Source organism: uncultured Roseovarius sp. (genome assembly GCF_963972555.1).
Lineage (GTDB): Bacteria > Pseudomonadota > Alphaproteobacteria > Rhodobacterales > Rhodobacteraceae > Roseovarius > Roseovarius mucosus.
The window spans coordinates 37,102-58,254 of the sequence record NZ_CAXAUM010000014.1; the positions used below are offsets into that span (position 1 = coordinate 37,102).

Genomic DNA, 21,153 nt, shown 5'->3' on the forward strand with positions numbered 1-21,153 from the left:
CCCGTCTCAGCCGGATCAGTCCGCGTCGCCACGTCCGCGCAGGTGGCTAGCGCTAATCTTGGCGTTCAGTGTGCGACGCGGGATGCCAAGCTCCTGCGCCGCGCGGGCGGTGTTGCCCTTGCAGCGGTCCAGCACACGCGCGATCTCCATCGTCTCGAACTGGCGGACGCGCTCCTTCAGCGTGCCAACGGGGGCGGCGCCCGTGCCGCCGGCGCGGGTGTCGAGGCCGATGACGCGGCGCTGCGCAAGCTGGCGGAGCTCATGCGCGTTACCGGGCCAGTGGTGGCGCAGCAAGGCCTTGCGGTCGGCGAAGGTAATCTCGGGTTCCGGCAGGCCGTAGCGGGCGGCGGCTTCGGCCACGAAATGAGTGAAAAGCAGTGGGATATCGGCGGATATCTCGCGCAGCGGCGGCAGGGTCAGCTCGACCGCGGCGAGGCGGAAGAAGAGATCGAGGCGGAAGCGGTCCTGAGCGATCAGGTCCTTCAGGTCAGCGGCGCTCGCCGCCAGGATGCGCAGGTCGACGGGGCGAGTGTCGCCGTCGAGTTCCACCGCGCAGGACTGGATCACGCCGAGCAGCCGGGATTGCAGCGAGAGGGGCAGCGCCTCGATCTGGTCAAGAAAGAGCGTGCCGCCGTCCGCCTGGACGATGCGACCGGAGCGATAGGTGCCGTCAGAGCGGAGGTGGCCGAAGAGGTCTGCGTCGAAGTTGTCCTCGCGAAGGGCCGCGCAGTTAATGGTGACGAAGGGACCCGCTGCGCGCGGTCCTCTCTGGTGCAGGATGCGCGCAGTGAGGTCTTTGCCGGTCCCTGTCTCCCCCATCAAGATCACGTCGACGTCGAGGGGGGCGATCTTTTCAATGCGCTTGCGTATGTTGTCGATCGCCGTGGTCTCTCCCAACAGACGCGGCTTCAGCGCGTCGAGGGAGGCGCGGAGTGCCGCGTTCTCTTTCCGTAGGTGAACGGCTTGCAGCGTTCGGGTCACAACGGAGAGAAGGTGATCGGCGTCATAAGGCTTTTCGAGGAAATCCTGCGCGCCAAGGTGGATAGCCTTGACCGCCTGTCCGACGTCGCCATGGCCGGTGAGCAGGATCAGCGGCAAGTCGACGGCGCGGCCGCGGACCGCTTCGAGAAAGGCGATGCCGTCCACGCCGGGCATCCGCAGGTCGCTGAGGATGAGGTCTGGCGTGTCGACGTCCATCTGGTCGAGGGCGGCGCGCGCGCCGTCGAATCCCTGCGCGTCATAGCCTGTGGTGGCCATCAGATCGCAAAGACCGATGCGGTGGTCGTCGTCGTCGTCCACGACCCAGATGCGGGCGCGGGTCATGCGGCGTCAACCGCTGTCGCCCCGGCGGCGCGAGGCAGTGTGATGGTGGCGCAGGTGCCGGCGCCGGGGTTAGAAGTCAGGCGAAGGGTGCCGTGGAAATCCTCCACGATGGTCTGGCTGATCGAGAGTCCGAGGCCCAGACCGTCGCCGCCGGTCTTGGTGCTGTAGAAGGGTTCTCCGATCTTGCTGAGCGCGGCAGGCTCGATCCCGGTGCCGGCGTCGGTGACGCGCAGGATGACCTGGGTGGCCGTCACTTCCCGTGACACAGTCACCGCGCGAGTCTCGACGTTTGCCACTGCGTCGAGCGCATTCAGCAACAGGTTCACCATCACCTGTTCCAACCGGACGAGGCCGCCGATGACCTCTGGCGCCGGGCCCTCTCTTGGGGCGGAAAGGGTGACGCCCAGAACGTCGGCGCGGTGGCGGACGAGGTCGAGGGCATTGTCGACCACCTGATCCATATCGACCCGAGAGAGGTTGCCGGTTTCCCTACGTCCGAAGCTCTTGAGATGACGGATGGTGCGCAGCATCCGTCGGATGTGACCGCGGGCGCTTTCTATCCGGGCGGTGGTTTCATCGTCGGTGCCTCGCGTGCTGATGACGGCCGCTGCAAGGGTCGCCTCCATCGCCGCAAGGGGCTGTGATACCTCGTGCACGATGGCCGAGGACATGCGGCCGAGGGCGGCCATCTTTTCCGAATGGATCAGCGCCTCCTGGGTGTCGCGCAGTTCGGTTTCGGCGGCGCGGCGGGTCTCGATCTGCTCGGCCAGTTCACGGGTGCGCCGCTCGACCTGCTGTTCCAAGAGGCGACCCTGTTGCAGTCGCATCGCGACGAGACGGCGACGTTGCAGGAGGGTCTGCGCCAGCAGGGCAGCAGCGAGCGCCGTCAAGCCGGAGATCGCGGCACCCGCCAGAGCTGCGCGCAGGGCACCGCGCGCGGGGAGGGCGGAAAGCACCTGCCAGCCGTCGGGATCGATCGGTAGCCTGCGCATTAGCAGCCAACGCCCGTTGACGTCGACCGGGCGCGCGTTCTGAAGCGCGCCGTCTATCGAGAGGAGCGGCGGCGTGGTGTCAAGCGCGACCCCTTCGTAGCGGCGGGTGGCAGACACGCGGGCCAGCACCTCGGGGCTCAACGCCAGCAGCGGCTTGTAGAGCCAGGAGGGGTGACCGGAGAGGAAGACAATGCCGTTGTCATCCGCGATGGCGACATCTGCGGCCGCGTTGCGCCAGGCGTCCTGCAGCGGCACAAGGTCGACCTTAACGACGATCACCGCACGCGTGCCATTCGGAAGGGTGACGCGCGACGAGAGGAAATAGCCGGGCCGGCCGGTGGTCACCCCGATGGCGTAGAACCGCCCCGACCCCGTCTGCATGGCGTCGCCGAAATAAGGGCGAAAGCTGTAGTCCGCGCCAACGAAACTTTCCGGCGTGTGCCAGTTGCTGGCGGCAAGTGTGCGGCCCTGATCGTTCAGCAGGTAAAGTTGATCGGCTCCGGAGGCTCTGGCAACGGTTTCGAGGTAGCGGTTGGCGGCGTCGATCGCCGAAGGGTTCTGCGGGTCGGTTATGGCTTGACCGATCCGCACGTCCTCTGCCGCAACGCGGGGGAGATATCGGAAACGGTCGATCTCTGTCTCAATGGCGCGGCGCGTAAGAGTGAGGGACTGGTCCAGCGTTTCGGCCACGCGGGAGGTGGCGATGCGATAGGCAACGGCCCCCCCGGCCAGCGCCACGGCAAGCGCAAGGCATACAAGCAGGATCAGCGGGCGGGTCCGGAGTGGGCGGGTCATGGCGTCGCGCAGTCTGGCACCATGCTTGCGGAAAGTTAAGCCACTTATCGGCATGGCGAGAGCGTGATGGGCGCCCCCATTTCCGCACCAATGACACGACAGCTGCCGTCCCCGCAGAGCGTCCAGCCGTCTTCTGTCGCGCCGGAGGCGGCAAGCGTCAACTCCGGCACATCAAGGTGGCCCGGCGAGACCCACCAACCGTCCTGCAGGACGGCGTCCGGTCCGGGCTCCATCCCTGCGCCAGAGCCCTTGATCCGGGACTGTCGCAGGGTGAGACCGGTTGCCGTCACGTGCCAGGCCTCCTCCCACGTCACCTTTTCGACGGAGTGGGTCCAGGACAATGTCACCACCGGGTCGGCCAGTGTCAGCGCAAAGGTTCCGATGGCGAGGCAGATGCTCATGCCGCTGCCCGCCGGCCCATCAGAACGACCCCCGCGACAAAGGCGGCGGCCAAGGCAAAGCCGATCTCGTCCGTCAGGGGCAGAGCCGCGATCAGCGTTCCGGCCGCGACGACGCCCAACAGGCGCAGCGGCCAGCCGAGTGGTCGGCCCAGCCATCCGATCACCGCGGCGCCCCAGAGACCGATACAGATCACGGTTTTGAAAACGATGTAGGCGACGGCCGGCCAGTAGCCGATGGCATCCGCCAGCGGCCCGCCCGCCTGTAGCATCAGCGCCGGAGTATAAACCGCCATGAAGGGAATGACAAAGCCCGCCGCCGCAACCTTGATTGCCTCAAAGGAGATTCGCAGCCCGTTCTCTTTGGCTATCGGCGCCGCAGCAAAACAGGCGAGCGCGACAGGCGGTGTCAAGTCCGCGAGAATGCCGAAGTAGAAGACGAACATGTGGCTGACGATCAGCGGCACACCGAGCGCCAACAGCGCGGGTCCAGCGATGGAAGAGGTGATGATGTAGTTGGGAATTGTGGGGATTCCCATGCCAAGCAGGATGCAGGTAAGCATGGTCAGGATCAGGCTAAGCAGCAGGGATGTCTTGCCGACCGAGACGATGAACTGCCCGAAGGTATTGGCCGCACCCGTTAGCGTCATGGTGCCGATGATGATGCCGACGAGGGCACAGGCGACACCAACCGGCAGGGCGGTCTTGGCCCCTTCGGCCAGAGAGTCCCGACAAAGGTGCAGCGTCTCGCGCCCTCCGTTCGTCACTGCGCACCACAGGATCAGCGCGGCGAGTGCGACCACCAGCACTTCGATCCCGAACTCAAAGAAGGCTGCGGCGACAAGGCCGAGGCAGACCCAGAACGCTAGGCGCATGGCCCCCGCGGGCAGGTTCATCACCGCCGTGCCACCGAGGATCAGCAGTACGGTGAGGCCCAGGCCGATGGTCCCGGCAAAGAGCGGAGTGTAGCCGCCGAACAGCAGGTAGATCAGCACGCCGAGTGGGACGAGCAGCATCCAGTTTTCTGCAATCGCCTTACGGGGGGAGGGCAGGTCTGCCTTGGCGAGGCCCTTGAGCCCGTGCTTGCCCGCCTCAAGGTGCACCATCCAGAATGCGGAGGCGAAGTAGAGGATCGCGGGGATCAGCGCGGCCTTCACGACCTCGACATAGGGCACGTCCAGTGTCTCAGCCATGATGAAGGCGACGGCCCCCATCACCGGCGGCATGATCTGCCCGCCCATAGAGGCCGTGGCCTCGACCCCGCCGGCGAAGGCGGAGCGGTAGCCAAACTTCTTCATCAGCGGGATGGTGAACTGACCGGTCGTCACGACGTTGGCAACGCCCGAGCCAGAGATTGTCCCCATGAGTCCCGAGGAGACTACTGCGACCTTGGCAGCACCGCCCTGCCGATGGCCGAAGAGACCCAAGGCGACGTCCGTGAAAAGCCGGATCATTCCGGCCCGTTCGAGGAAGGAGCCGAAGAGGATGAAGAGAAAGATGTAGGTGGAGGACACATACGTCGGGATGCCGTAGATACCTTCCGTGCCATAGGCCATGTGGTCGATGACCTGGGTGAAGTCGAAGCCCCGGTGGTTCAGCGGAGAAGGCAGGTATTCGCCGAAAAGGCAGTAAGCCAGGAAGGCCCCAGCAATCAGCGGCAGAGCCGGGCCCATCATCGTCCACGCGGCGGCGAAGACAACGATCAGGGCAACGACGCCGACCACGATGTCCTGGGTCAGGGGACGCCCGGCGCGCATGATCAGCGGCTGGTATTCCCACCACTGGTAGAGCGCGACCGCAACACCGGCGGCCGCGAACAGCCACGCGATCGCCCTGAGTTGGAGCCCCACGCCGCGCCCGTAGGCGATCAGCGGGAAGGCGAGCAACGTCAGGAAGCCGACGTGGAAGGCCCGCGTGATTTGGCTGGGCATGTCGATGATGTGGGCTGCCGTGGCGATCTGAAAGACAGAGAAGACGACGGCGATCCAGAACAGGAGGCGGCCGGTCATGTCGGCAGCAAAGGACATCTCGTGTCCCTCCTGCGGATCAGGGGGAGTGGTGACGTCGGTCATGGGAACCTCGCTTTTTCTTGAGGTAGGACCTGGCGCACCGATACGGAGCGCCAGATATTGCCGTGGCGCACCGCTTACTTGAGAACGCCAACCTCGCGGTAGTACTTCTCCGCACCCGGATGCAGCGGAATGGGCATGCCGCTCAGTGCATTCTCGATTGAGATCTGCGCGGCGGCCTTGTGGGCGGCGGTCAGAGTCTCGAGATTTTCGAACAGCTGCTTCGTCATCAGATAGGCTGTTTCCTCACTGACACCCTCGTGGGTGACCAGAAAGTTGGAGACGGCGACGGTAGGCACATCCTCGGTCTGGCCGTCGTAGGTCCCGGCCGGAATGGTGGCCGCGACGTAGGGCGCGCCGAGCTTCGTTGCAACATCCCCGGGAATGGACACGACGTTGATCGGCAGGGAGGAAGCGAGATCGCGGATCGAAGCCACGCCCAGTCCCGCGGACTGCAGAGTGGCATCAAGCTGACGGTTCTTGATCAGTTCGACCGACTCTGCAAACGGCAGATATTCGACCTTGCCGAGGTCGTCATAGCTTATCCCCTCCGCGCCGAAGATTGCGCGGGCATTCAATTCAGTGCCGGAAGCAGGCGCGCCGACGGAAAGGCTCTTGTCCTTGAGGCCAGCAAAATCGGTGATGCCGGAGTCCTTGGAGGCAACGACCTGAATATAGTTCGGGTAGATCGCCGCGATGCCACGCAGCTTGTCGAGCTTGTGGGTGAAACCCGCGTCCGGGTTGCCTTCCCAGGCCATCGCGACGGAATCACCCAAGGCGAAGGCCAGTTCGCCGCGGCCGTTCTGCAGAAGGTTCAGGTTCTCGACGCTCGCCTTGGTCGACTGGACGGATGTGCGGGCGCCCGAAATCTTCTCGCCGTAGATATTGGCCAGACCCGCGCCGAGCGGATAGTAGACGCCCGAGGTGCCGCCGGTCAGGACATTGATGAACTCGTCGGCCTGTACCGTAAACGGCACCGTGGCGAGGGCGGATGCAACAAGGCACCCGCGCAAAGCGGATTTCAGATTGATCATGGTTTCCTCCCAGAAATGGCAGTCCCGCCGATCGGGCAGGTCAGTGGTGGAAGTCTGTGCCGCGGACCCCGAATCGGGCAAGAATACGCAGGTTTCTGGGCGAATCCAGCGGGCATAAAACAGCCCGGCGTCTGGCAGATTTCTGCCAAGACCCTTGTTGATATGGTTGAAACGATGCGCCGCCGGTCTGGATGCAGGCGGGTATCCAGTCATCAAAATGATGTTGTCACGTTAACTCGTTAAGGTTGCAAGTTGGCATGCCGATCGTTGATCAAGCAACATTCGCGGTGCATTTCCACGCGTCTAAAGCTTTGAGGCAACCGGTGCAGCACACGGTCATTTTGCCGCCGCTGGACGAATATCAGGCGGTGTCGGCGCTTTTCTCGGGCGTGCTGCCCCAGCCCAGGATTGTGTCAAAATTGTAGACAGGGCGATTTGCTTTACCTAAGGTTCATTGGGCGGTAGATTTCCAAGGCCTTTTTTCACATCCGGTCTTCCACCATCATTATGAGACAAGACATAGGTATGACAGAATCCAGCCCGTTTCAGGGTGTTTCCGAATTACGCTCGTGGGTTGCATCCGGCGGTGTTGCCCGCGCCGGACTTCCTGCCAATTTCATATCTGAGCTGCTGGCTTCGCTGTCAATTTTCGCCGTCCTCGCCAATAATCTATCAGAAAGTCTTGTGAAGATCGACGCCAGGTGGCGCGATATGGGCGGGGACAACATGCTGAAGGCCTCGCTCGGTCAGCTTCTCGTGCTTCTCGGCGACACGGTCGCTGAATCACGGCACGCCACGCAACAGGCGATGAGCGTCAAAGTAGCCGGAAACAAGGTCTTCGGAAGGATTGAGCGCGAAATCGCGATACACGGCAACCAGATCAGGGAGATGACGGCCGCAATCCAAACCTCTGAAGAGCGCATGGAGGCTGCCGCAAAGGCCGCGAAGGAGGCGAGCGCCAAACTGAACGCGGGCGATTACATCCTGCACGGTCTGGAAGCAATCTTTACCTTTGGTCAGGTCGACAAGAACCGCGACAACCTCAACAAGCTCAACACTTCGATTGCGATCCACAAGGGCGAGGCCGCCTCCCAACGCCAGCATCGAGAACTTCTTGCAATGTACAAGGCCGAGCTTGTTGCGCTGCGAAACGGGGTCGAGCGTGTACTGACCGTCGACCAGACAATGACACAGTTCCAGAATGACTTGGTCGCCTTGGGACCCCTGCTACTTCCGGCCTACCAGCAGATCGAGAAATCCGAGGCTGCGTCAAACCTCAAAGTCGCAAACATCCACCTCGAGCGGGCGCGTCCAAAGATGGACGCGATATCGAGATGGATACAGGGCCTCGCCATCAATTAGGTAGCTCAGCCTGAGCTGAAAGGAACCAGCATGACCGATGACAGCATTGAAACAATCGACTTCACCAAGCCATTCGAGCCCTTGATGTCGCTCATTGGGCGCGAAGGGTCAAACCGGTCAGAGCTTTGGCAGGCTTGGCACTTTCTTCAGGTCTACGCGAACTGGGGTATCCGTTTGCCGACGTCAGAGACGGACTTCAAGGCGATCATGGGTGCCGATGCTCTGAAGTTCGATTTTCTGCCTCCAATGCAAGACGGCAATTCGCTCATCTCGAAAGCCTGCGAGGCGTTCCTGAAGAACGTCTTCTCCGAGGTCATTCAAGTGGGCATGGACCTGAAGGTCTATGCCGAGACAACCGCCGGGGGCGAGGACGGGATGCTGCAGATCATCCTCGACTCGGTCGAAGACGGCGATACCGAGACAGCACTCGAGCTTCTGACAGATCTTCAAAAAGACGCCATTTCCGCCAGTACGAGGGCGGGCCATGTCAAAGTAGCTCTCGACGAGTTCCGGACGGAGCTTGGCAAGGCCTTGGGAAAACTCGACACCGCCCGCACGAGCCTCGATAGCGACAGCAGCACGAACGAGGAGACCCTCGGTATCCTCGCGGCGGACGCGAACACCGAGGGCTCAATCGCCTATAAACACAAGATGCTGGAAGAGGCGCGACGGCTGCACACAGAGGCGACAATAGCGGCGGCGACGTCGCCCACTTACATCTGGGTGCTGCCACCCCTTGGCCTGATCGCAACGGGCGTCGTGATGGGCATCTACACGGACAAGGCGATCCAGCGAATGAAGGATATCGAAGAACTGGAGGATTCGATCCAGAAGGAGGGTGCGCATCTTAAACAAGCTCTCGCGGCGCGCAGCGTCTTTACCCAAGGCTCAAACGGCTTGACGAACGTGATCAGCTATACCGAGGCGGCCTCGGCTAAATGCGGCGTGGTTCAAGAGACATGGAAGGGGATCGCCTCGCATATCTCCGAGATGACGAAATACCTGGAGAACACGACGAGACAATCACCCGACGGAGAGATCGAGGTGAAATCGAAGCGGTTGTTGGGCGTGGCTCTGCGCAAGGTCGAAAAAAACTGGCAGACGATGCTGCCGGACCTGAGCGAGCTGATGACAGACAACTACGTCAGCATCGCTCCTGGAACGGCCACCGTTGCCGAAGTGTTCAAAAAGCTCAACGGCTGAAGCGTGGGGTCCCTTGTGGGCCCGCACACCCCTTCGAGCATCCAAGGCGCAGAGAGAGTTTTCGATGACACACAATTGGGCCGAGCTTTATTCCGCCAAGACCATCCAGCGCTGGCACCTTCCAGAATATCAGCACCTCAACCCGGACTATGGAGAGTTCCGCGCGCCGCTGCTGCGTTGGAGCGAGCTGGACGCAAGCATTCAGGACGCCGACAATCTGGCGATGCTGGTGATCTGCTGCGACGTTCTGGTCCTGGATAAAACACCGACGCTGCGGTGCCCAACTTTCATCTTCGCGCGCGTGATCGAGGTAGGAGCCAAGGCCGAACTGATTTTCGACCTGAGCGACGGCACAAAGCTTTCCTCCATCATCACGGCGCAACGCATCGTTGATGCCGCCACGGGCGTGCCCGCCACTCTGACGCTTGCGACCGTCAGTCTCGACGCTGGTGGCGACCTTGTCGAGGCCGAGACGCATATTGTCGCCGACGGCAGCACAACTGCCTATGTGATGGAGCGCGGTGAAGAACGGGCGACAAAGGCCGCCGCCTCAGCCGCTGCGCTCGACTTTCTTGCGCCCGGAGAGCCGCTGGCAGTAATGCTGACGACAACTTTCCAGATCGCTTGCCTGCTCTCGACCGAAGAGCCACGCCTTGCGGCGGACCAAGTCATGTGGGTTGCTGCATTGACGGCACAGCACCCGACCTCGCACATGCTGTCGTCGGATTGTCACGCGCTTTACAAGACATTGATTCAACTGATGGACATCGGTGCTGACGCGCTTCTCGTTCCGCACCTTGACCATGAGATCTACGCCGAAAAATCGAAGGCCTGCCTTGCGTTGCTGCACCAGCGCGTACAGCGCTACGACGCTCTGGTCGAGAAGGCGAGGACAGACGAGCACTGGCGCGATCAGGTCGCAATCACTATCGCAGACAAGCAGAACGAGGTCGAGCTCGCCGCGAACCTACGCGCGCAGACTGAGGCGACCTGCGAGCAGATGCGCAAAGCGCGCCAGATAGCGGCGGCAAACCTTCTGGAATGCCAGACCGATCTGACAGATCTGATGGTGGACTTCCAGCGTGGCATCAACAACTGGCAGCGCGACGAGACGATCAAGGCGTCGATCGAGATATTCACAGGCGTAGTGGATTTGGTTCAACAAGTCGGGACGATTGTCGCCTCGGGCGGAACGCTCGCGGCCATCCCCGTCATCGACAATATCAAGATGTTGGCAGGTATGTCGGTAGACTTGTCAACGCGCGCTGCGAAAGGTGACAAGTTCGAGGACGTCATCGATATCAGTTGGCTGTTCGAAGACAACGGTGATGACGATCCGCCGGAATATACGGCCGAGAACGCCAAAGAAGACATCATTTCGTATTTCGAGACACGCAAAGCTGATCAGGAAGCGGCGCAAAAGGAGAAGTCGCGACAGGATAAGATCAAGAAGGGTGCTGCCGATCTCAAGAAAGCCGGGATCTCGGCTGGCAAGGATATAAAGGGCATCTACGACGGCATCATGCGTATCGTCGACATAGCGGAGAAGGCGAAGAAGCTCGAGCAGCAAAGCGAGGATTTTCTCGTCAAGGCGGCAGCCCAGGTGAATACGTCCTTCGGGGCGATAGCGCCCATCGGACTCGACGTCGTGACCGGGGGTGAGGACGGCTGGGCGCAGACCGAGCTGGGCCTCGAGGAGATGTTCGATAAAGTCGGCGACATGATGGACAAGCTCGGCGGCGGACGCGCCTACCGGCTAGCGCTCAGGCGGATGGTCCTGCATGGCCGCACCATGAGCCAGACGCGCCTCGCGCTCGCCAAGGCGAACAACGACCTCGCGGATGCGATCCTGCGCGAACGGGCGGCGCAGGCCTCGCGACGCCTCTACGATGGCTACCTGCGCGATCTTTCGCAGTCGCAGGCGCGCGATACGGCGTTGCGGCAACTTGCCTTTGGGCGTGTGCTCGACAGCAAGCGCAGCGTCTACTTGGCAATGGAAGCCTTCATGCGTGCGGCAAGCTACTTCACGCTTCGTCCAATCGACCGGTCCGTTCTGCCCCGGATCACCGACAGCGTCGACGCGTTCTCCGAGGCGGTGATGACGCATACGGGAACCTGGGTCACCAGCATTGCACTTGGCCGGTCGCCAGGGCCGATGGATGTCTGGCTAGACGTCGATCTGACTTCGGCGACTGGTACGGCCGACGCTCCAGACATGGTCGTTGCGCAAGGCGATGCCAGAGCCAAGGACGTGACGAACGCCGACGGAGAGGACGACCTGACTTCGTTGGCGATCATGCGAAGCGCAGATGGCTCCGTCAGTGTGACGATCCCGACCGATCACCCACGGTTCAACCGGTGGTACAGGGTTCGTCTGGACGCTGTACGAGTCTATGCAGACGGCGTGCACTCCGACGGCGATCTCTGGATCGACATCCAGACAGATGGCACCTACCTCGACAAGACGCCCTCCGGTGGCACGGCGCGATTTGTGACGCAGCCCTTCGTGCGCGCCTTCGTTTATAACCCGCTGGACGCGGCGGCAATGCCCACTGGCGACAGCGCAACGACCGGGCGCTTCGCCGAGGATTTCTTCAAGCCGACACCCTTCGCGACCTGGCGCTTCACGATTTCTCGGCAGGACGGCAGAAAACTCGACCTGCGCGCGTTGACGAGGCTGCGAGTGAACCTGAAGGGAAGCGTCATGTCATGAGCTGCGCCGCTCCGCTCATCAAGCGAATCACGAACCCGATGATGGGCTTCAAGGCTTTCCATTCGGCCTCAGAGACCATCGCAGGCATCGAGAACTCCCACAGGATCCACAAAGGTCAAATCACGGCCAACGGCGCAACCGCAATCCAAACCTTCGCGGAACTTGCAGCATAATTCTGTCCGCAGATCAGCCTATGCCGACACTGGGCAATATTTAGGACGGAACCCCAAAATCTACCCCAACCTGTCCGAGCGATTACTCTTTGGTGCGATTGCCGCCAAAGAGGCGCGTCACGATAACAAAGAAGAGTGGCACGAACACCACGCCGAGCACCGTGCCCGAGATTGTTCCGCTCAGCACGCCAGACCCGATGGCATTGCGCCCACCCGACCCCGCGCCGGAACTTAGAACCAGCGGCAGGACACCCAAGGAGAATGCCATGGAGGTCATGATGATCGGGCGGAACCTCTGGCGCGCGGCCTCGGTCACGGCCTCGAGAATACTCTCCCCCGCCTCATAGCGTTCTCGGGCGAACTCCACGATCAGGATTGCGTTCTTGCCGGTCAGGCCCACCACGGTGAGCAATCCAACCTGAAAGAACACACCATTCTCGAAACCACCGATCCACGCGCCGGTCAAAGCACCGACGATGCCAATGGGCATGGCCAGCATAACTGCAAAGGGAATCGACCAGCTTTCGTAAAGCGCTGCCAACGATAGGAATACCGCCGCCAGGGATAGCGCGTAGAGAAGCGGCGCTTGATTGCCCGACTCCCGCTCTTCCAGAGACAGCCCTGTCCAGGCCAGCTCATAGCCTTGCCCCAGTTGCGCCACCAGACGCTCCATCTCGGCCATCGCCTCGCCGGTCGACACGCCAGGCGCGGGCGTGCCCTGCAGCTGCACCGACGGGATGCCGTTGTAGCGATAGAGCCCCTGCGCGCCATAATCCCATCGCCCTTCGGCGAAGTTTGAAAACGGAACCAGCCCGCCGCTGGCATTGCGCACCCGCCATTTGTCGATATCGGTGGGCTGCGCCCGCGCTTCGGCCTCGCCCTGAACATAGACCCGCTTGATCCGGCCCTGATCGAGGAAGTCGTTCACATAGCTGCCCGCCCAGGCAATCTGGAGGAGCTGCCCAACATCCGTGGGTGTCAGCCCCATCGCCCCTGCCTTACGCCAGTCGATATCAAGATTGTATTGCGCCGCATCCTCTAGCCCGTTGGGGCGTGCCGAGGCGATGAGATCGCTTTGCGCCGCCATGCCCAGCAATTGATTGCGCGCCGCCATAAGGTCCGCATGGCTCTGTCCGGCCCGCGCCTGAAGGTAGAAATCAAACCCCGAGACGTTGCCCAGTTCGATCACCGAAGGCGGCACCACCGGGAATACCATCGCATCGCGGATCTGGCTGAACGCGCCAAAGGCGCGCCCGGCAAGCGCTTGCACACTCTGGCCCGGCTCAGTCCGATCTTTCCAATCCTTGAGCTGGACAAAGGCCAGACCCATGTTCTGCCCATTGCCCGAAAAGCTGAACCCTACGACGCCGAACAAGGAGTTCACGACATCGGTTTCCTGTTCAAGGTAATAGTCCTCGACCTGCTTGACCACCTCCAGCGTGCGCTCCGCGCTTGATCCGGTGGGCGTCTGGATGAGGGTGAAAAGAATGCCCTGATCCTCTTCGGGCAGGAACCCGGTAGGTGTACGCAGAAACATCAGCGCCATGCCCAAGGCGAGCGCCAAATAAACCACGAAGACCCGCACCGGGCGGCGCACGGACCAACCAACCGTGCCGCCATAGCCATTGGTCAACTTGCCAAAGCCCGCGTTGAACCATGCAAAGGGTCCGCGTGCAGCACCATGCCCCTTGGCCTTGAGCAGGGATGCGCAGAGTGCGGGCGTCAGAGTGATTGCCACCACCACCGACAGCGCCATGGCCGACACAATGGTGATTGCGAATTGCTGATAGATCACACCCGTGGAGCCGGGAAAGAACGCCATCGGCACGAAGACCGCCGAGAGCACCATCGCAATGCCCACCAACGCGCCAGTGATCTGGCCCATGGATTTGTGCGTGGCCTCACGGGGTCCAAGCCCCTCTTCCTCCATGATCCGCTCGACGTTTTCCACGACCACGATCGCGTCATCGACCAAGAGGCCAATGGCCAGCACCATGGCCAGCATTGTGAGCGTGTTGATCGAGAACCCCGCCGCCGCCAGCACACCGAAGGTGCCCAACAAGACAACCGGCACCGCGAGCGTCGGAATAAGTGTCGCGCGCAGGTTTTGCAGGAAAAGGAACATCACGAGAAACACGAGGCCAATCGCTTCGAACAGGGTCTTGACCACTTCCTTGATCGAAATCTCGACAAACGGCGTGGTGTCATAGGGGATCACGTAATCCACGCCTTCGGGAAAGAAGCGGGCGAATTCTGCCATCCGGTCCTTGATCGCGCGCGCCGTGTCGAGGGCATTCGCCCCCGGTGCCAGCGTGATCGCCATGCCCGCCGCCGGATCGGTGTTGAACCGCGCCGTGGTGGCATAGTTTTCCGCCCCGATCTCGACCCGTGCCACATCGTCGAGCAGCACCAGACCGCCGTCGGTCTCGGCGCGCAGCACGATCTGGCGGAAATCCTCGGGCGAGCTCAAGAGCGATTGCGCGGTGATCGTGGCGTTGAGCTGCTGGCCCTCAACGGTGGGGCGTGCACCAAAGGACCCCGCTGAAATCTGCGCATTCTGCGCCGAAACCGCCGCCACCACATCCGAAGGAGTCAGGCCAAACCCCGCCAGCTTGGACGGATCGAGCCAGATGCGCATCGCATATTGCGCGCCAAAGACATTTACCGATCCGACGCCTTCGATCCGGCTCAGCTCGTCCACAAGGTTCGTGACCATGTAGTCCGACAGGTCCACTTGGTCGAGCGTGCCATCGGTCGAGATCATGCCCACCACCATCAGGAACCCGGCCGAGGACTTCTCGACCGTGATGCCCTGTCGTTGCACGATTTCGGGCAAGAGCGGCGTGGCCTGTCCAAGTTTATTCTGGACCTGCACCTGCGCGATATCCGCATCGGTGCCGGTCTCGAAGGTCAGCGTCACCTCTGCGCTGCCAGCCGACGTCGAGCGCGACGAGAAGTAGCGCAAGCCATCCAGGCCGGTCATCTGCTGCTCGATCACCTGCGTGACCGTATTGGCCACCGTGTCGGCCGAGGCACCGGGATAGGTGGCCGTCACCGTGACCGAGGGCGGCGCAATCTGCGGATATTGCGCGACCGGCAGGATCAGGATGGCCAGCACCCCGACCCCCATGATGAGGATCGAAATGACCCAAGCGAACACCGGGCGGTCGATAAAAAAGCTGGCCATGCGGAATATCCTCTGCCCGGTCGGTTACTGTTGTGGCGCGGCGGCGCGCTCTTCGGGGGCGACCGTGGCACCGGGGGCGGTTTTCTGGAACCCGGCCACCATCACGCGATCACCGGGGTTCAGCCCCTCCTCCACAACCCAGGCATTGCCACGATCCTGAATGACGCTCAGCGCGCGTTCCTCGATCACGCCGTCACCTTTGACCACCCAAGCCATAGGGCGCCCGCGTCGGTCGCGGACTACCCCTTCTTGCGGCACGAGATAGACGTCCCGGGCCACCTCGACGGGCATTTCCACCTGCACATACATACCCGGCAAAAGCAGCAGATCGGGATTGTCGAACTGCATCCGCAGCGTGACGACCCCGGTTTGTGGATTTACATTCGGTTCCGCCGCCTTGAGCTCTCCGGTTTCGCTGTAATCCGAGCCGTCTGCCAACTTTAGGCGTACCGTCGCATCTGCGCCGGCAAGATCGCGCTCAGTCTCGCCGCGCCGCCATCTCAGCAAATCTGCGGCGGATTGTGTCACGTCGACGTAAACTGGGTTGATATTGCGGATCACGGTCAGGGGTTGAGACTGGCTTGCGGTCACAAGCGCACCCTGCGACGTTAGCGACAGGCCAATCCGCCCCGAAAGCCGCGCGCGAATGGTGGTCCGCGACAGTTCGATTTCGGCGGAATTGAGCTGCGCTTCTGCCAGTTCCAGCCCCGCAGCGGCAGCATCGCGAGTCGATGTGGCCTCGTCCAGAGCCTGTTCACTGGCGACGTTGCGCGATTGCAATTCGACCAGACGCTGCGCCTCGCGCTCTGCTGCGCGCAACTGCGCGGCGGCCTGCGCCACACCGGCGCGGGCCTGCCGCACGGCGGCCTCATAAGTGGCCTTGTCGATCTGATAGAGCGGATCACCCTCGGTTACATCTGCGCCCTCTTCGAACAGCCGTTCGGTGATGATCCCGTTGACCTGCGGGCGCACTTCGGCCTCTGCCGAGGCCGCAACCCGCCCCGGCAAGAGAGAGGTCAGCGTCACGTCCTGCGGCGCAAGCGTTACCACGGTGACGGGCGTGGGCCCCTGCCCCTGTTGCGCCACGACACCCCCCGGCACGAGGCAGGCACAGAGCGCGAGCACGCGGATCATTCGGGGAAACGCAGCCATCAGGGACCCTTTCACGATATGGATTGGCAGAACAGCGTCCGGTCGATATAAAACGCCTGAGTTTTATAAATATGACAATCGGGAAAATGGCAACAGCACAAGGCCGCGCGCACAACCGTTGTGCGAAAATGAGGCGATAGGGTGTAGGTAGCATGCAGCGCGACCAAGCCCAGAGCAAAATCCGTCGTGGCCGCCCTGTCACGCTCAGTTGCGAAGATCGGCGCGAGGCCATTTTTGCGGCGCTTGAGGCGGTACATGCAGAGCGCGGGCTGGACGGGGCCACAATGGAGGCGATCGCCGTGCGTGCGGGCATGTCCAAGAGGACGCTCTACACCGCCTTTTCCAGCCGCAGCACGCTCTTTCGCGCCTATATCGACAAGGTGGCCAACGGGTTCATTCGTCCCCTGCCCGACAGCGACACCGCCCTTCCAATCGCCGAGCGGTTGGAACGCGTGCTGTCGCAAGGTCGTCATCAGGGCTATGGCCTGCCGCTCGAAATCCTGCGGGCCTTTGTGGCCGAGGTGCCCCACGCGCCGGACATAGGCCGCGATTTGGTCCAGACCCTGATGCGGCGCGATATGTGCATTCTCAAAGCTGAGTTGGAGCGAGGTTTGGCGCGCTGCGAAATCGCGGTCGAGGACACCACCGACGCAGCGCTGCTACTGCTTGACATGGTGCGGCCATGGCCGCTCGAGTCATTGCTCGATCCTGACTGTCTTGCCACGCCAGAGGCGCTCGCAACGCGGCAAAAATTGGCGATCCAGGTGTTTATCAAAGGCCTTCAATCTTAGCCCCCCGATTCAAAAACCGCCGTCGCGCGCGACGGTTGCACCTGCAAGCCCCCCTCCTGCAACATGAAATCGACCACGGCATCAACGCCCAAGCCGAGACGCAATTGCGCCAGCACATAGGGTTTGCCTGCACGGGCATGTGCGGTATCGGCCTCCAGACGCGCCAGATCAACGCCCACGTAGGGGGCGAGATCCGTCTTGTTCACCACCAGAAGGTCCGATTTCGTCACTCCCGGTCCACGCTTGCGCGGAATGTCCTGACCGGCGGCGGTGTCGATGACATAGAGGGTGATATCCGCCAGTTCGGGGCTGAACGTGGCAGCAAGGTTGTCCCCGCCCGACTCGATCAGGATCAGATCAAGATCAGGAAAGGCGGCCGACAGGTCATCCACCGCCGCCAGATTGATCGAGGCATCCTCGCGGATGGCCGTATGCGGGCAGCCGCCGGTTTCCACGCCCCGGATGCGATCGGCGGGCAGCACCTGTGCCCGCATGAGATAGTCGGCATCCTCGCGGGTGTAGATGTCATTGGTGATAACCGCCATCGAACAGTGCTGCGCCAGTGCGCGGGCCAGCATTTCGGTCAGCGTCGTCTTGCCCGCGCCCACCGGGCCGCCGATGCCCACACGTAGCGGGCCGTTCATGCTTTTGGCTGTCATGTGCGGAATATCCTTACGTCCATGGTTTCGTGGCGCAGCGCCGCCAGATCGCCCGCCAGCGTGCAGGTGCCGATGTCGTCCAGTGTGGCGCAAGCGGCACGCTCTGCCAGCGTATGAATAGAGGGCAAAAGCCGCGCCAGAACCGCCTGCCCCTCGGTCTGACCCAGAGGCACATGCCGAATGCCGATGGTCACGAGGTTGCCGGCAAAGCCCTGCAGATAGAGCGCGATCACATCCTTTTTGGGCAATCCCAACTCGGCGGCCGCCGCTCCTACCGATACGGGCAAGAGGCGCGCGGGCAAATGATGGCCTGTCATCCCTGCCACGCACCGCGCCAAAGCGGCCCCCTGTTCCAGACTTTCCCGCAAGCGTTCCGCGCAGGGTTGCAGCGCACGGGCAAGATCGTCGAGCGCGTCGCACTCTCCCTCGAGCGCTTGCGCCAGCAGCACCGCATCCTGCCAGCCCGCGCCAAAGCGCAGGATATTCCCGAGCCAAGTCTCAAGACTGGCGGCATCATGCACCACACCCGATGCAATCTCGGCCTCTAGCCCGTGGGAATAAGCAAAAGCCCCGGTCGGAAAGGCGGGCGAGAGCCAGTGCACAAGGGTGAGATGGGAAAGGGTGAGCATCAGGCGTGGCTATGTGTGTGACCGTGATCATGCCCCCCATGATCATGCCCCATGGTGCGCCCCTTGCCATAGGCCCCACCTTCGGGGCGGAACGGACCGGTGACGGGGGTCAGATCCGCGCCCAGATGCGCCAGCATCGCCTCGATCACATGGTCGCGCCGGATCGTCAGGTGACCCGCACCGATCTGACAGGGCGTGTGCCGGTTGCCGATATGCCAGGCCAGCCGCGCCAGATCTCCGCGCACCTCGATCAGATCCTCGGGGGCCGCCTCGACGCCCACCGCGCGCCCATCCTCCAGCACAAAGCCCCAGTGATCGTCCAGGTTCGTCACCTCCGCCAGATCGACCAGAAACGCGAGGCCGCCGCGCCCCACCAGTCGTTTGCGCCGCATCAGCCGCGCGTCATAATCGAGCACGACGGTATCTGCGATGCAGTCGGGCGCGTGATGCAGCAGGCGGCGGGTTACGGGCAGATCGGTCATGGATGGGCCTTCAGAACATGAAATAGCGCTGAGCGAGGGGCAACTCCGAGGCCGGTTCGCAGGTGAGCAATTCACCGTTGGCGCGCACTTCGTAGGTTTCGGGATGCACCTCGACCTCAGGCGTGAGGTTGTTGTGGATCATGTCGCGCTTGGTGATCTTGCGGGTATTGGCAACGGCCACGGTCTCCTTGGCCAGCCCGAGCGTGGCGCCAATCCCGTCCGCCTGCGCCGCTGCGCTGACAAAGAGCACGGCAGAGCGTTCGACCGCACGCCCATAGGCCCCGAACATCGGCCGCGAATAGACGGGTTGCGGCGTGGGAATGGACGCATTGGGATCCCCCATCTGCGCCAGCACGATAGAGCCGCCCATCAGCACCATTTCCGGCTTGGCCCCAAAGAACGCCGGGTCCCACAGCACCAGATCGGCGCGTTTGCCGGGCGTGACGCTTCCGATATGGGCGCTCATCCCGTGGACGATGGCGGGGTTGATGGTGTATTTCGCGATATAGCGTTTCACCCGCACATTGTCGTTGTCGCCCGTCTCTTCTGCCAACCTCCCGCGCTGTTTGCGCATTTTCGAGGCCGTCTGCCAGGTGCGGATGATCACCTCGCCCACGCGCCCCATGGCCTGACTGTCCGAGGCCATGACAGAAAACGCGCCCATGTCGTGCAGAATGTCCTCGGCCGCGATGGTTTCGCGGCGGATACGGCTCTCGGCAAAGGCCACATCCTCGGGGATCGCCTTGTCGAGGTGGTGGCAGACCATCAGCATGTCGAGATGTTCTTCGATCGTGTTGACGGTATAGGGCATGGTGGGGTTGGTCGACGACGGCAGGATATGATCATAGCCCACCACCTTCATGATGTCGGGCGCATGGCCGCCGCCCGCGCCCTCGGTGTGAAAGGCATGGATCGTGCGGCCCTTGATGGCGGCAAGCGTATTCTCCACAAAGCCGCTTTCATTGAGCGTGTCGGTGTGGATCATCACCTGCACGTCCATGTCGTCTGCGACGCTCAGGCAGCAATCAATCGCGCCGGGCGTGGTGCCCCAATCCTCGTGCAACTTCATCGCGCAGGCCCCCGCGCGGACCATCTCGACCAGTGCTTCGGGTTGGCTCGCGTTGCCCTTGGAGGAGAGGCCGAAATTCATCGGAAAGGCGTCGAGCGCTTGCAGCATCCGCCCGATATGCCACGCTCCCGGTGTGCAAGTGGTGGCGAGCGTGCCATGGGCGGGGCCGGTGCCGCCGCCGAGCATCGTGGTGATGCCGGAATGCAGCGCATCCTCGATCTGCTGAGGACAGATGAAGTGGATATGCGCGTCGAACCCGCCGGGGGTGAGAATGCGGCCCTCTCCGGCGATGATCTCGGTTCCCGGTCCGATGACGATATCGACGCCCGATTGCGTATCGGGATTGCCCGCCTTGCCGATGGCGGCAATGAGGCCGTCGCGCAGACCGACATCGGCCTTGGTGATCCCCTGATGATCGACGATCAGCGCATTGGTGATGACGGTGTCCATGGACCCACCCGCACGCGTGGTCTGGCTCTGCCCCATGCCGTCGCGGATCACCTTGCCACCGCCGAATTTAACCTCTTCGCCATAAGTGGTCAGATCGCGCTCTACCTCGATGATGAGGTCGGTATCGCCAAGCCGCAGCCGGTCGCCGGTGGTGGGGCCATACATGGCGGCATAGGCGGAGCGGGGGATCGCATGGGGCATTCAGAGATCTCCCATCACCTGTTGGTTAAAGCCGAACACTTGCCGCGTACCGCCATAGGGGATGAGCCGCACCTCGCGGCTTTGGCCCGGCTCGAACCGCACGGCGGTGCCGGCAGGAATATCTAGGCGCTGCCCGCGGGCCGCAGTTCGGTCGAACGAAAGCCCGCTATTGGCCTCGGCAAAGTGATAATGGCTACCCACCTGAACGGGCCTGTCGCCGGTATTGGCGACCATCAGCACCGTCACGGGCGCGCCCGCGTTAAGGGTGATCTCGCCCTCGGCGCACAGCACCTCGCCGGGGATCATTTCCGCACCTTGGCCAGGACATAGCCCCCTGCCGCCGCGATGATCCCGACGACAGCCACCCACAGCGCGTCAATCCCATGCGGATGCAGATGAGGGCCGGAATGGGCCAGCGCCAGCGTGGGGGTGAGCAAAAAAAAGGCAACGGGATAGCGCATCATCAGGTCC

The 21,153-nt window shown here is 62.4% G+C and carries 18 protein-coding genes and 1 pseudogene; 6 read left to right on the plus strand and 13 right to left on the minus strand.

Annotation, left to right across the window (positions count from 1 at the left end; genetic code table 11):
• Nucleotides 1-15: 15 nt before the first annotated feature.
• The 5 genes from AACZ65_RS13495 to AACZ65_RS13515 form a co-directional block, all read right to left on the minus strand.
• Nucleotides 16-1,323, minus strand: a complete 1,308-nt coding sequence (locus tag AACZ65_RS13495) for a sigma-54 dependent transcriptional regulator (protein ID WP_339671677.1) — start codon at nt 1,321-1,323, stop codon at nt 16-18.
• Nucleotides 1,320-3,110 (minus strand): ATP-binding protein, encoded by a 1,791-nt coding sequence (locus AACZ65_RS13500; RefSeq protein WP_339671679.1) that lies wholly within the window; start codon nt 3,108-3,110, stop codon nt 1,320-1,322. Before AACZ65_RS13500 ends, AACZ65_RS13495 begins: the two co-directional genes overlap by 4 nt.
• Nucleotides 3,111-3,154: 44 nt before the next feature.
• Nucleotides 3,155-3,511, minus strand: a complete 357-nt coding sequence (locus tag AACZ65_RS13505) for a DUF1850 domain-containing protein (protein ID WP_339671681.1) — start codon at nt 3,509-3,511, stop codon at nt 3,155-3,157.
• Nucleotides 3,508-5,580 (minus strand): TRAP transporter permease, encoded by a 2,073-nt coding sequence (locus AACZ65_RS13510; protein ID WP_339671683.1) that lies wholly within the window; start codon nt 5,578-5,580, stop codon nt 3,508-3,510. The genes AACZ65_RS13505 and AACZ65_RS13510 overlap by 4 nt, the downstream gene beginning before the upstream one ends.
• A gap of 74 nt (nt 5,581-5,654) precedes the next feature.
• A complete protein-coding gene (locus AACZ65_RS13515) occupies nt 5,655-6,611 on the minus strand; it encodes a TAXI family TRAP transporter solute-binding subunit (protein ID WP_339671685.1) in 957 nt (318 codons plus the stop codon).
• Between the two features lie 257 nt (nt 6,612-6,868).
• Here AACZ65_RS13515 and AACZ65_RS13520 point away from each other — a divergent pair, with 257 nt between their 5' ends.
• The 5 genes and pseudogenes from AACZ65_RS13520 to AACZ65_RS13540 all read left to right on the plus strand — a co-directional run.
• Entirely contained in the window at nt 6,869-7,036 is a 168-nt protein-coding gene (locus tag AACZ65_RS13520; RefSeq protein WP_339671687.1) for a hypothetical protein, read from the plus strand.
• A gap of 100 nt (nt 7,037-7,136) precedes the next feature.
• Nucleotides 7,137-7,973, plus strand: coding sequence for a hypothetical protein (locus tag AACZ65_RS13525; RefSeq protein ID WP_339671689.1), 837 nt, complete (start codon nt 7,137-7,139; stop codon nt 7,971-7,973).
• Between the two features lie 30 nt (nt 7,974-8,003).
• Nucleotides 8,004-9,176 (plus strand): hypothetical protein, encoded by a 1,173-nt coding sequence (locus AACZ65_RS13530; protein WP_339671691.1) that lies wholly within the window; start codon nt 8,004-8,006, stop codon nt 9,174-9,176.
• Nucleotides 9,177-9,240: 64 nt separating this feature from the next.
• Nucleotides 9,241-11,889, plus strand: coding sequence for a hypothetical protein (locus AACZ65_RS13535; protein WP_339671693.1), 2,649 nt, complete (start codon nt 9,241-9,243; stop codon nt 11,887-11,889).
• 17 nt (nt 11,890-11,906) lie between these two features.
• Nucleotides 11,907-12,062: pseudogene (locus tag AACZ65_RS13540) on the plus strand (IS6 family transposase); the annotation flags it as partial.
• An 82-nt stretch (nt 12,063-12,144) separates the two neighbouring features.
• On the opposite strand, the gene AACZ65_RS13545 reads toward AACZ65_RS13540, so the two are convergent.
• Both AACZ65_RS13545 and AACZ65_RS13550 read right to left on the minus strand, forming a co-directional pair.
• Nucleotides 12,145-15,249, minus strand: coding sequence for an efflux RND transporter permease subunit (locus AACZ65_RS13545; protein ID WP_339671695.1), 3,105 nt, complete (start codon nt 15,247-15,249; stop codon nt 12,145-12,147).
• Nucleotides 15,250-15,273: 24 nt separating this feature from the next.
• Nucleotides 15,274-16,401 (minus strand): efflux RND transporter periplasmic adaptor subunit, encoded by a 1,128-nt coding sequence (locus AACZ65_RS13550; protein ID WP_339671697.1) that lies wholly within the window; start codon nt 16,399-16,401, stop codon nt 15,274-15,276.
• Nucleotides 16,402-16,553: 152 nt separating this feature from the next.
• Here AACZ65_RS13550 and AACZ65_RS13555 point away from each other — a divergent pair, with 152 nt between their 5' ends.
• Nucleotides 16,554-17,192: a helix-turn-helix domain-containing protein gene (locus AACZ65_RS13555; protein WP_339671699.1), complete on the plus strand. Its 639-nt coding sequence runs from the start codon at nt 16,554-16,556 to the stop codon at nt 17,190-17,192.
• On the opposite strand, the gene ureG is transcribed toward AACZ65_RS13555, so the two are convergent.
• Genes ureG through AACZ65_RS13585 form a run of 6 tightly spaced genes read right to left on the minus strand, consistent with a single transcriptional unit; the run spans nt 17,189 to nt 21,143 of the window.
• On the minus strand, nt 17,189-17,851 hold the full coding sequence (gene ureG / locus AACZ65_RS13560) for an urease accessory protein UreG (RefSeq protein WP_339671700.1): 663 nt from the start codon (nt 17,849-17,851) through the stop codon (nt 17,189-17,191). The two genes, AACZ65_RS13555 and ureG, sit on opposite strands and share 4 nt — an antisense overlap.
• On the minus strand, nt 17,848-18,480 hold the full coding sequence (locus tag AACZ65_RS13565) for an urease accessory UreF family protein (protein WP_339671701.1): 633 nt from the start codon (nt 18,478-18,480) through the stop codon (nt 17,848-17,850). Before AACZ65_RS13565 ends, ureG begins: the two co-directional genes overlap by 4 nt.
• Nucleotides 18,480-18,962 carry an urease accessory protein UreE gene (locus tag AACZ65_RS13570; RefSeq protein ID WP_339671703.1) on the minus strand — a complete coding sequence of 161 codons (483 nt, stop codon included), beginning with the start codon at nt 18,960-18,962 and terminating at the stop codon, nt 18,480-18,482. The genes AACZ65_RS13565 and AACZ65_RS13570 overlap by 1 nt, the downstream gene beginning before the upstream one ends.
• A gap of 10 nt (nt 18,963-18,972) precedes the next feature.
• Nucleotides 18,973-20,682 carry an urease subunit alpha gene (gene ureC / locus AACZ65_RS13575; RefSeq protein WP_339671705.1) on the minus strand — a complete coding sequence of 570 codons (1,710 nt, stop codon included), beginning with the start codon at nt 20,680-20,682 and terminating at the stop codon, nt 18,973-18,975.
• The gene (locus tag AACZ65_RS13580; RefSeq protein WP_037274397.1) at nt 20,683-20,988 is read right to left on the minus strand and encodes an urease subunit beta; all 306 of its coding nucleotides are present in this window, start codon (nt 20,986-20,988) and stop codon (nt 20,683-20,685) included.
• Complete coding sequence (locus AACZ65_RS13585) at nt 20,985-21,143, minus strand: hypothetical protein (protein ID WP_339671708.1); 159 nt, start codon at nt 21,141-21,143, stop codon at nt 20,985-20,987. The genes AACZ65_RS13580 and AACZ65_RS13585 overlap by 4 nt, the downstream gene beginning before the upstream one ends.
• Nucleotides 21,144-21,153 lie beyond the last annotated feature (10 nt).

Excerpts from the sequence above, each read along its gene's own strand:
- AACZ65_RS13495 (WP_339671677.1), bottom strand. The coding sequence starts at position 1,323 with ATGACCCGCGCCCGCATCTGGGTCGTGGACGACGACGACGACCACCGC.
- AACZ65_RS13500 (WP_339671679.1), bottom strand. The coding sequence starts at position 3,110 with ATGACCCGCCCACTCCGGACCCGCCCGCTGATCCTGCTTGTATGCCTT.
- AACZ65_RS13505 (WP_339671681.1), bottom strand. The coding sequence starts at position 3,511 with ATGAGCATCTGCCTCGCCATCGGAACCTTTGCGCTGACACTGGCCGAC.
- AACZ65_RS13510 (WP_339671683.1), bottom strand. The coding sequence starts at position 5,580 with ATGACCGACGTCACCACTCCCCCTGATCCGCAGGAGGGACACGAGATG.
- AACZ65_RS13515 (WP_339671685.1), bottom strand. The coding sequence starts at position 6,611 with ATGATCAATCTGAAATCCGCTTTGCGCGGGTGCCTTGTTGCATCCGCC.
- AACZ65_RS13520 (WP_339671687.1), top strand. The coding sequence starts at position 6,869 with ATGCCGATCGTTGATCAAGCAACATTCGCGGTGCATTTCCACGCGTCT.
- AACZ65_RS13525 (WP_339671689.1), top strand. The coding sequence starts at position 7,137 with ATGACAGAATCCAGCCCGTTTCAGGGTGTTTCCGAATTACGCTCGTGG.
- AACZ65_RS13530 (WP_339671691.1), top strand. The coding sequence starts at position 8,004 with ATGACCGATGACAGCATTGAAACAATCGACTTCACCAAGCCATTCGAG.
- AACZ65_RS13535 (WP_339671693.1), top strand. The coding sequence starts at position 9,241 with ATGACACACAATTGGGCCGAGCTTTATTCCGCCAAGACCATCCAGCGC.
- AACZ65_RS13545 (WP_339671695.1), bottom strand. The coding sequence starts at position 15,249 with ATGGCCAGCTTTTTTATCGACCGCCCGGTGTTCGCTTGGGTCATTTCG.
- AACZ65_RS13550 (WP_339671697.1), bottom strand. The coding sequence starts at position 16,401 with ATGGCTGCGTTTCCCCGAATGATCCGCGTGCTCGCGCTCTGTGCCTGC.
- AACZ65_RS13555 (WP_339671699.1), top strand. The coding sequence starts at position 16,554 with ATGCAGCGCGACCAAGCCCAGAGCAAAATCCGTCGTGGCCGCCCTGTC.
- ureG (WP_339671700.1), bottom strand. The coding sequence starts at position 17,851 with ATGACAGCCAAAAGCATGAACGGCCCGCTACGTGTGGGCATCGGCGGC.
- AACZ65_RS13565 (WP_339671701.1), bottom strand. The coding sequence starts at position 18,480 with ATGCTCACCCTTTCCCATCTCACCCTTGTGCACTGGCTCTCGCCCGCC.
- AACZ65_RS13570 (WP_339671703.1), bottom strand. The coding sequence starts at position 18,962 with ATGACCGATCTGCCCGTAACCCGCCGCCTGCTGCATCACGCGCCCGAC.
- ureC (WP_339671705.1), bottom strand. The coding sequence starts at position 20,682 with ATGCCCCATGCGATCCCCCGCTCCGCCTATGCCGCCATGTATGGCCCC.
- AACZ65_RS13580 (WP_037274397.1), bottom strand. The coding sequence starts at position 20,988 with ATGATCCCCGGCGAGGTGCTGTGCGCCGAGGGCGAGATCACCCTTAAC.
- AACZ65_RS13585 (WP_339671708.1), bottom strand. The coding sequence starts at position 21,143 with ATGCGCTATCCCGTTGCCTTTTTTTTGCTCACCCCCACGCTGGCGCTG.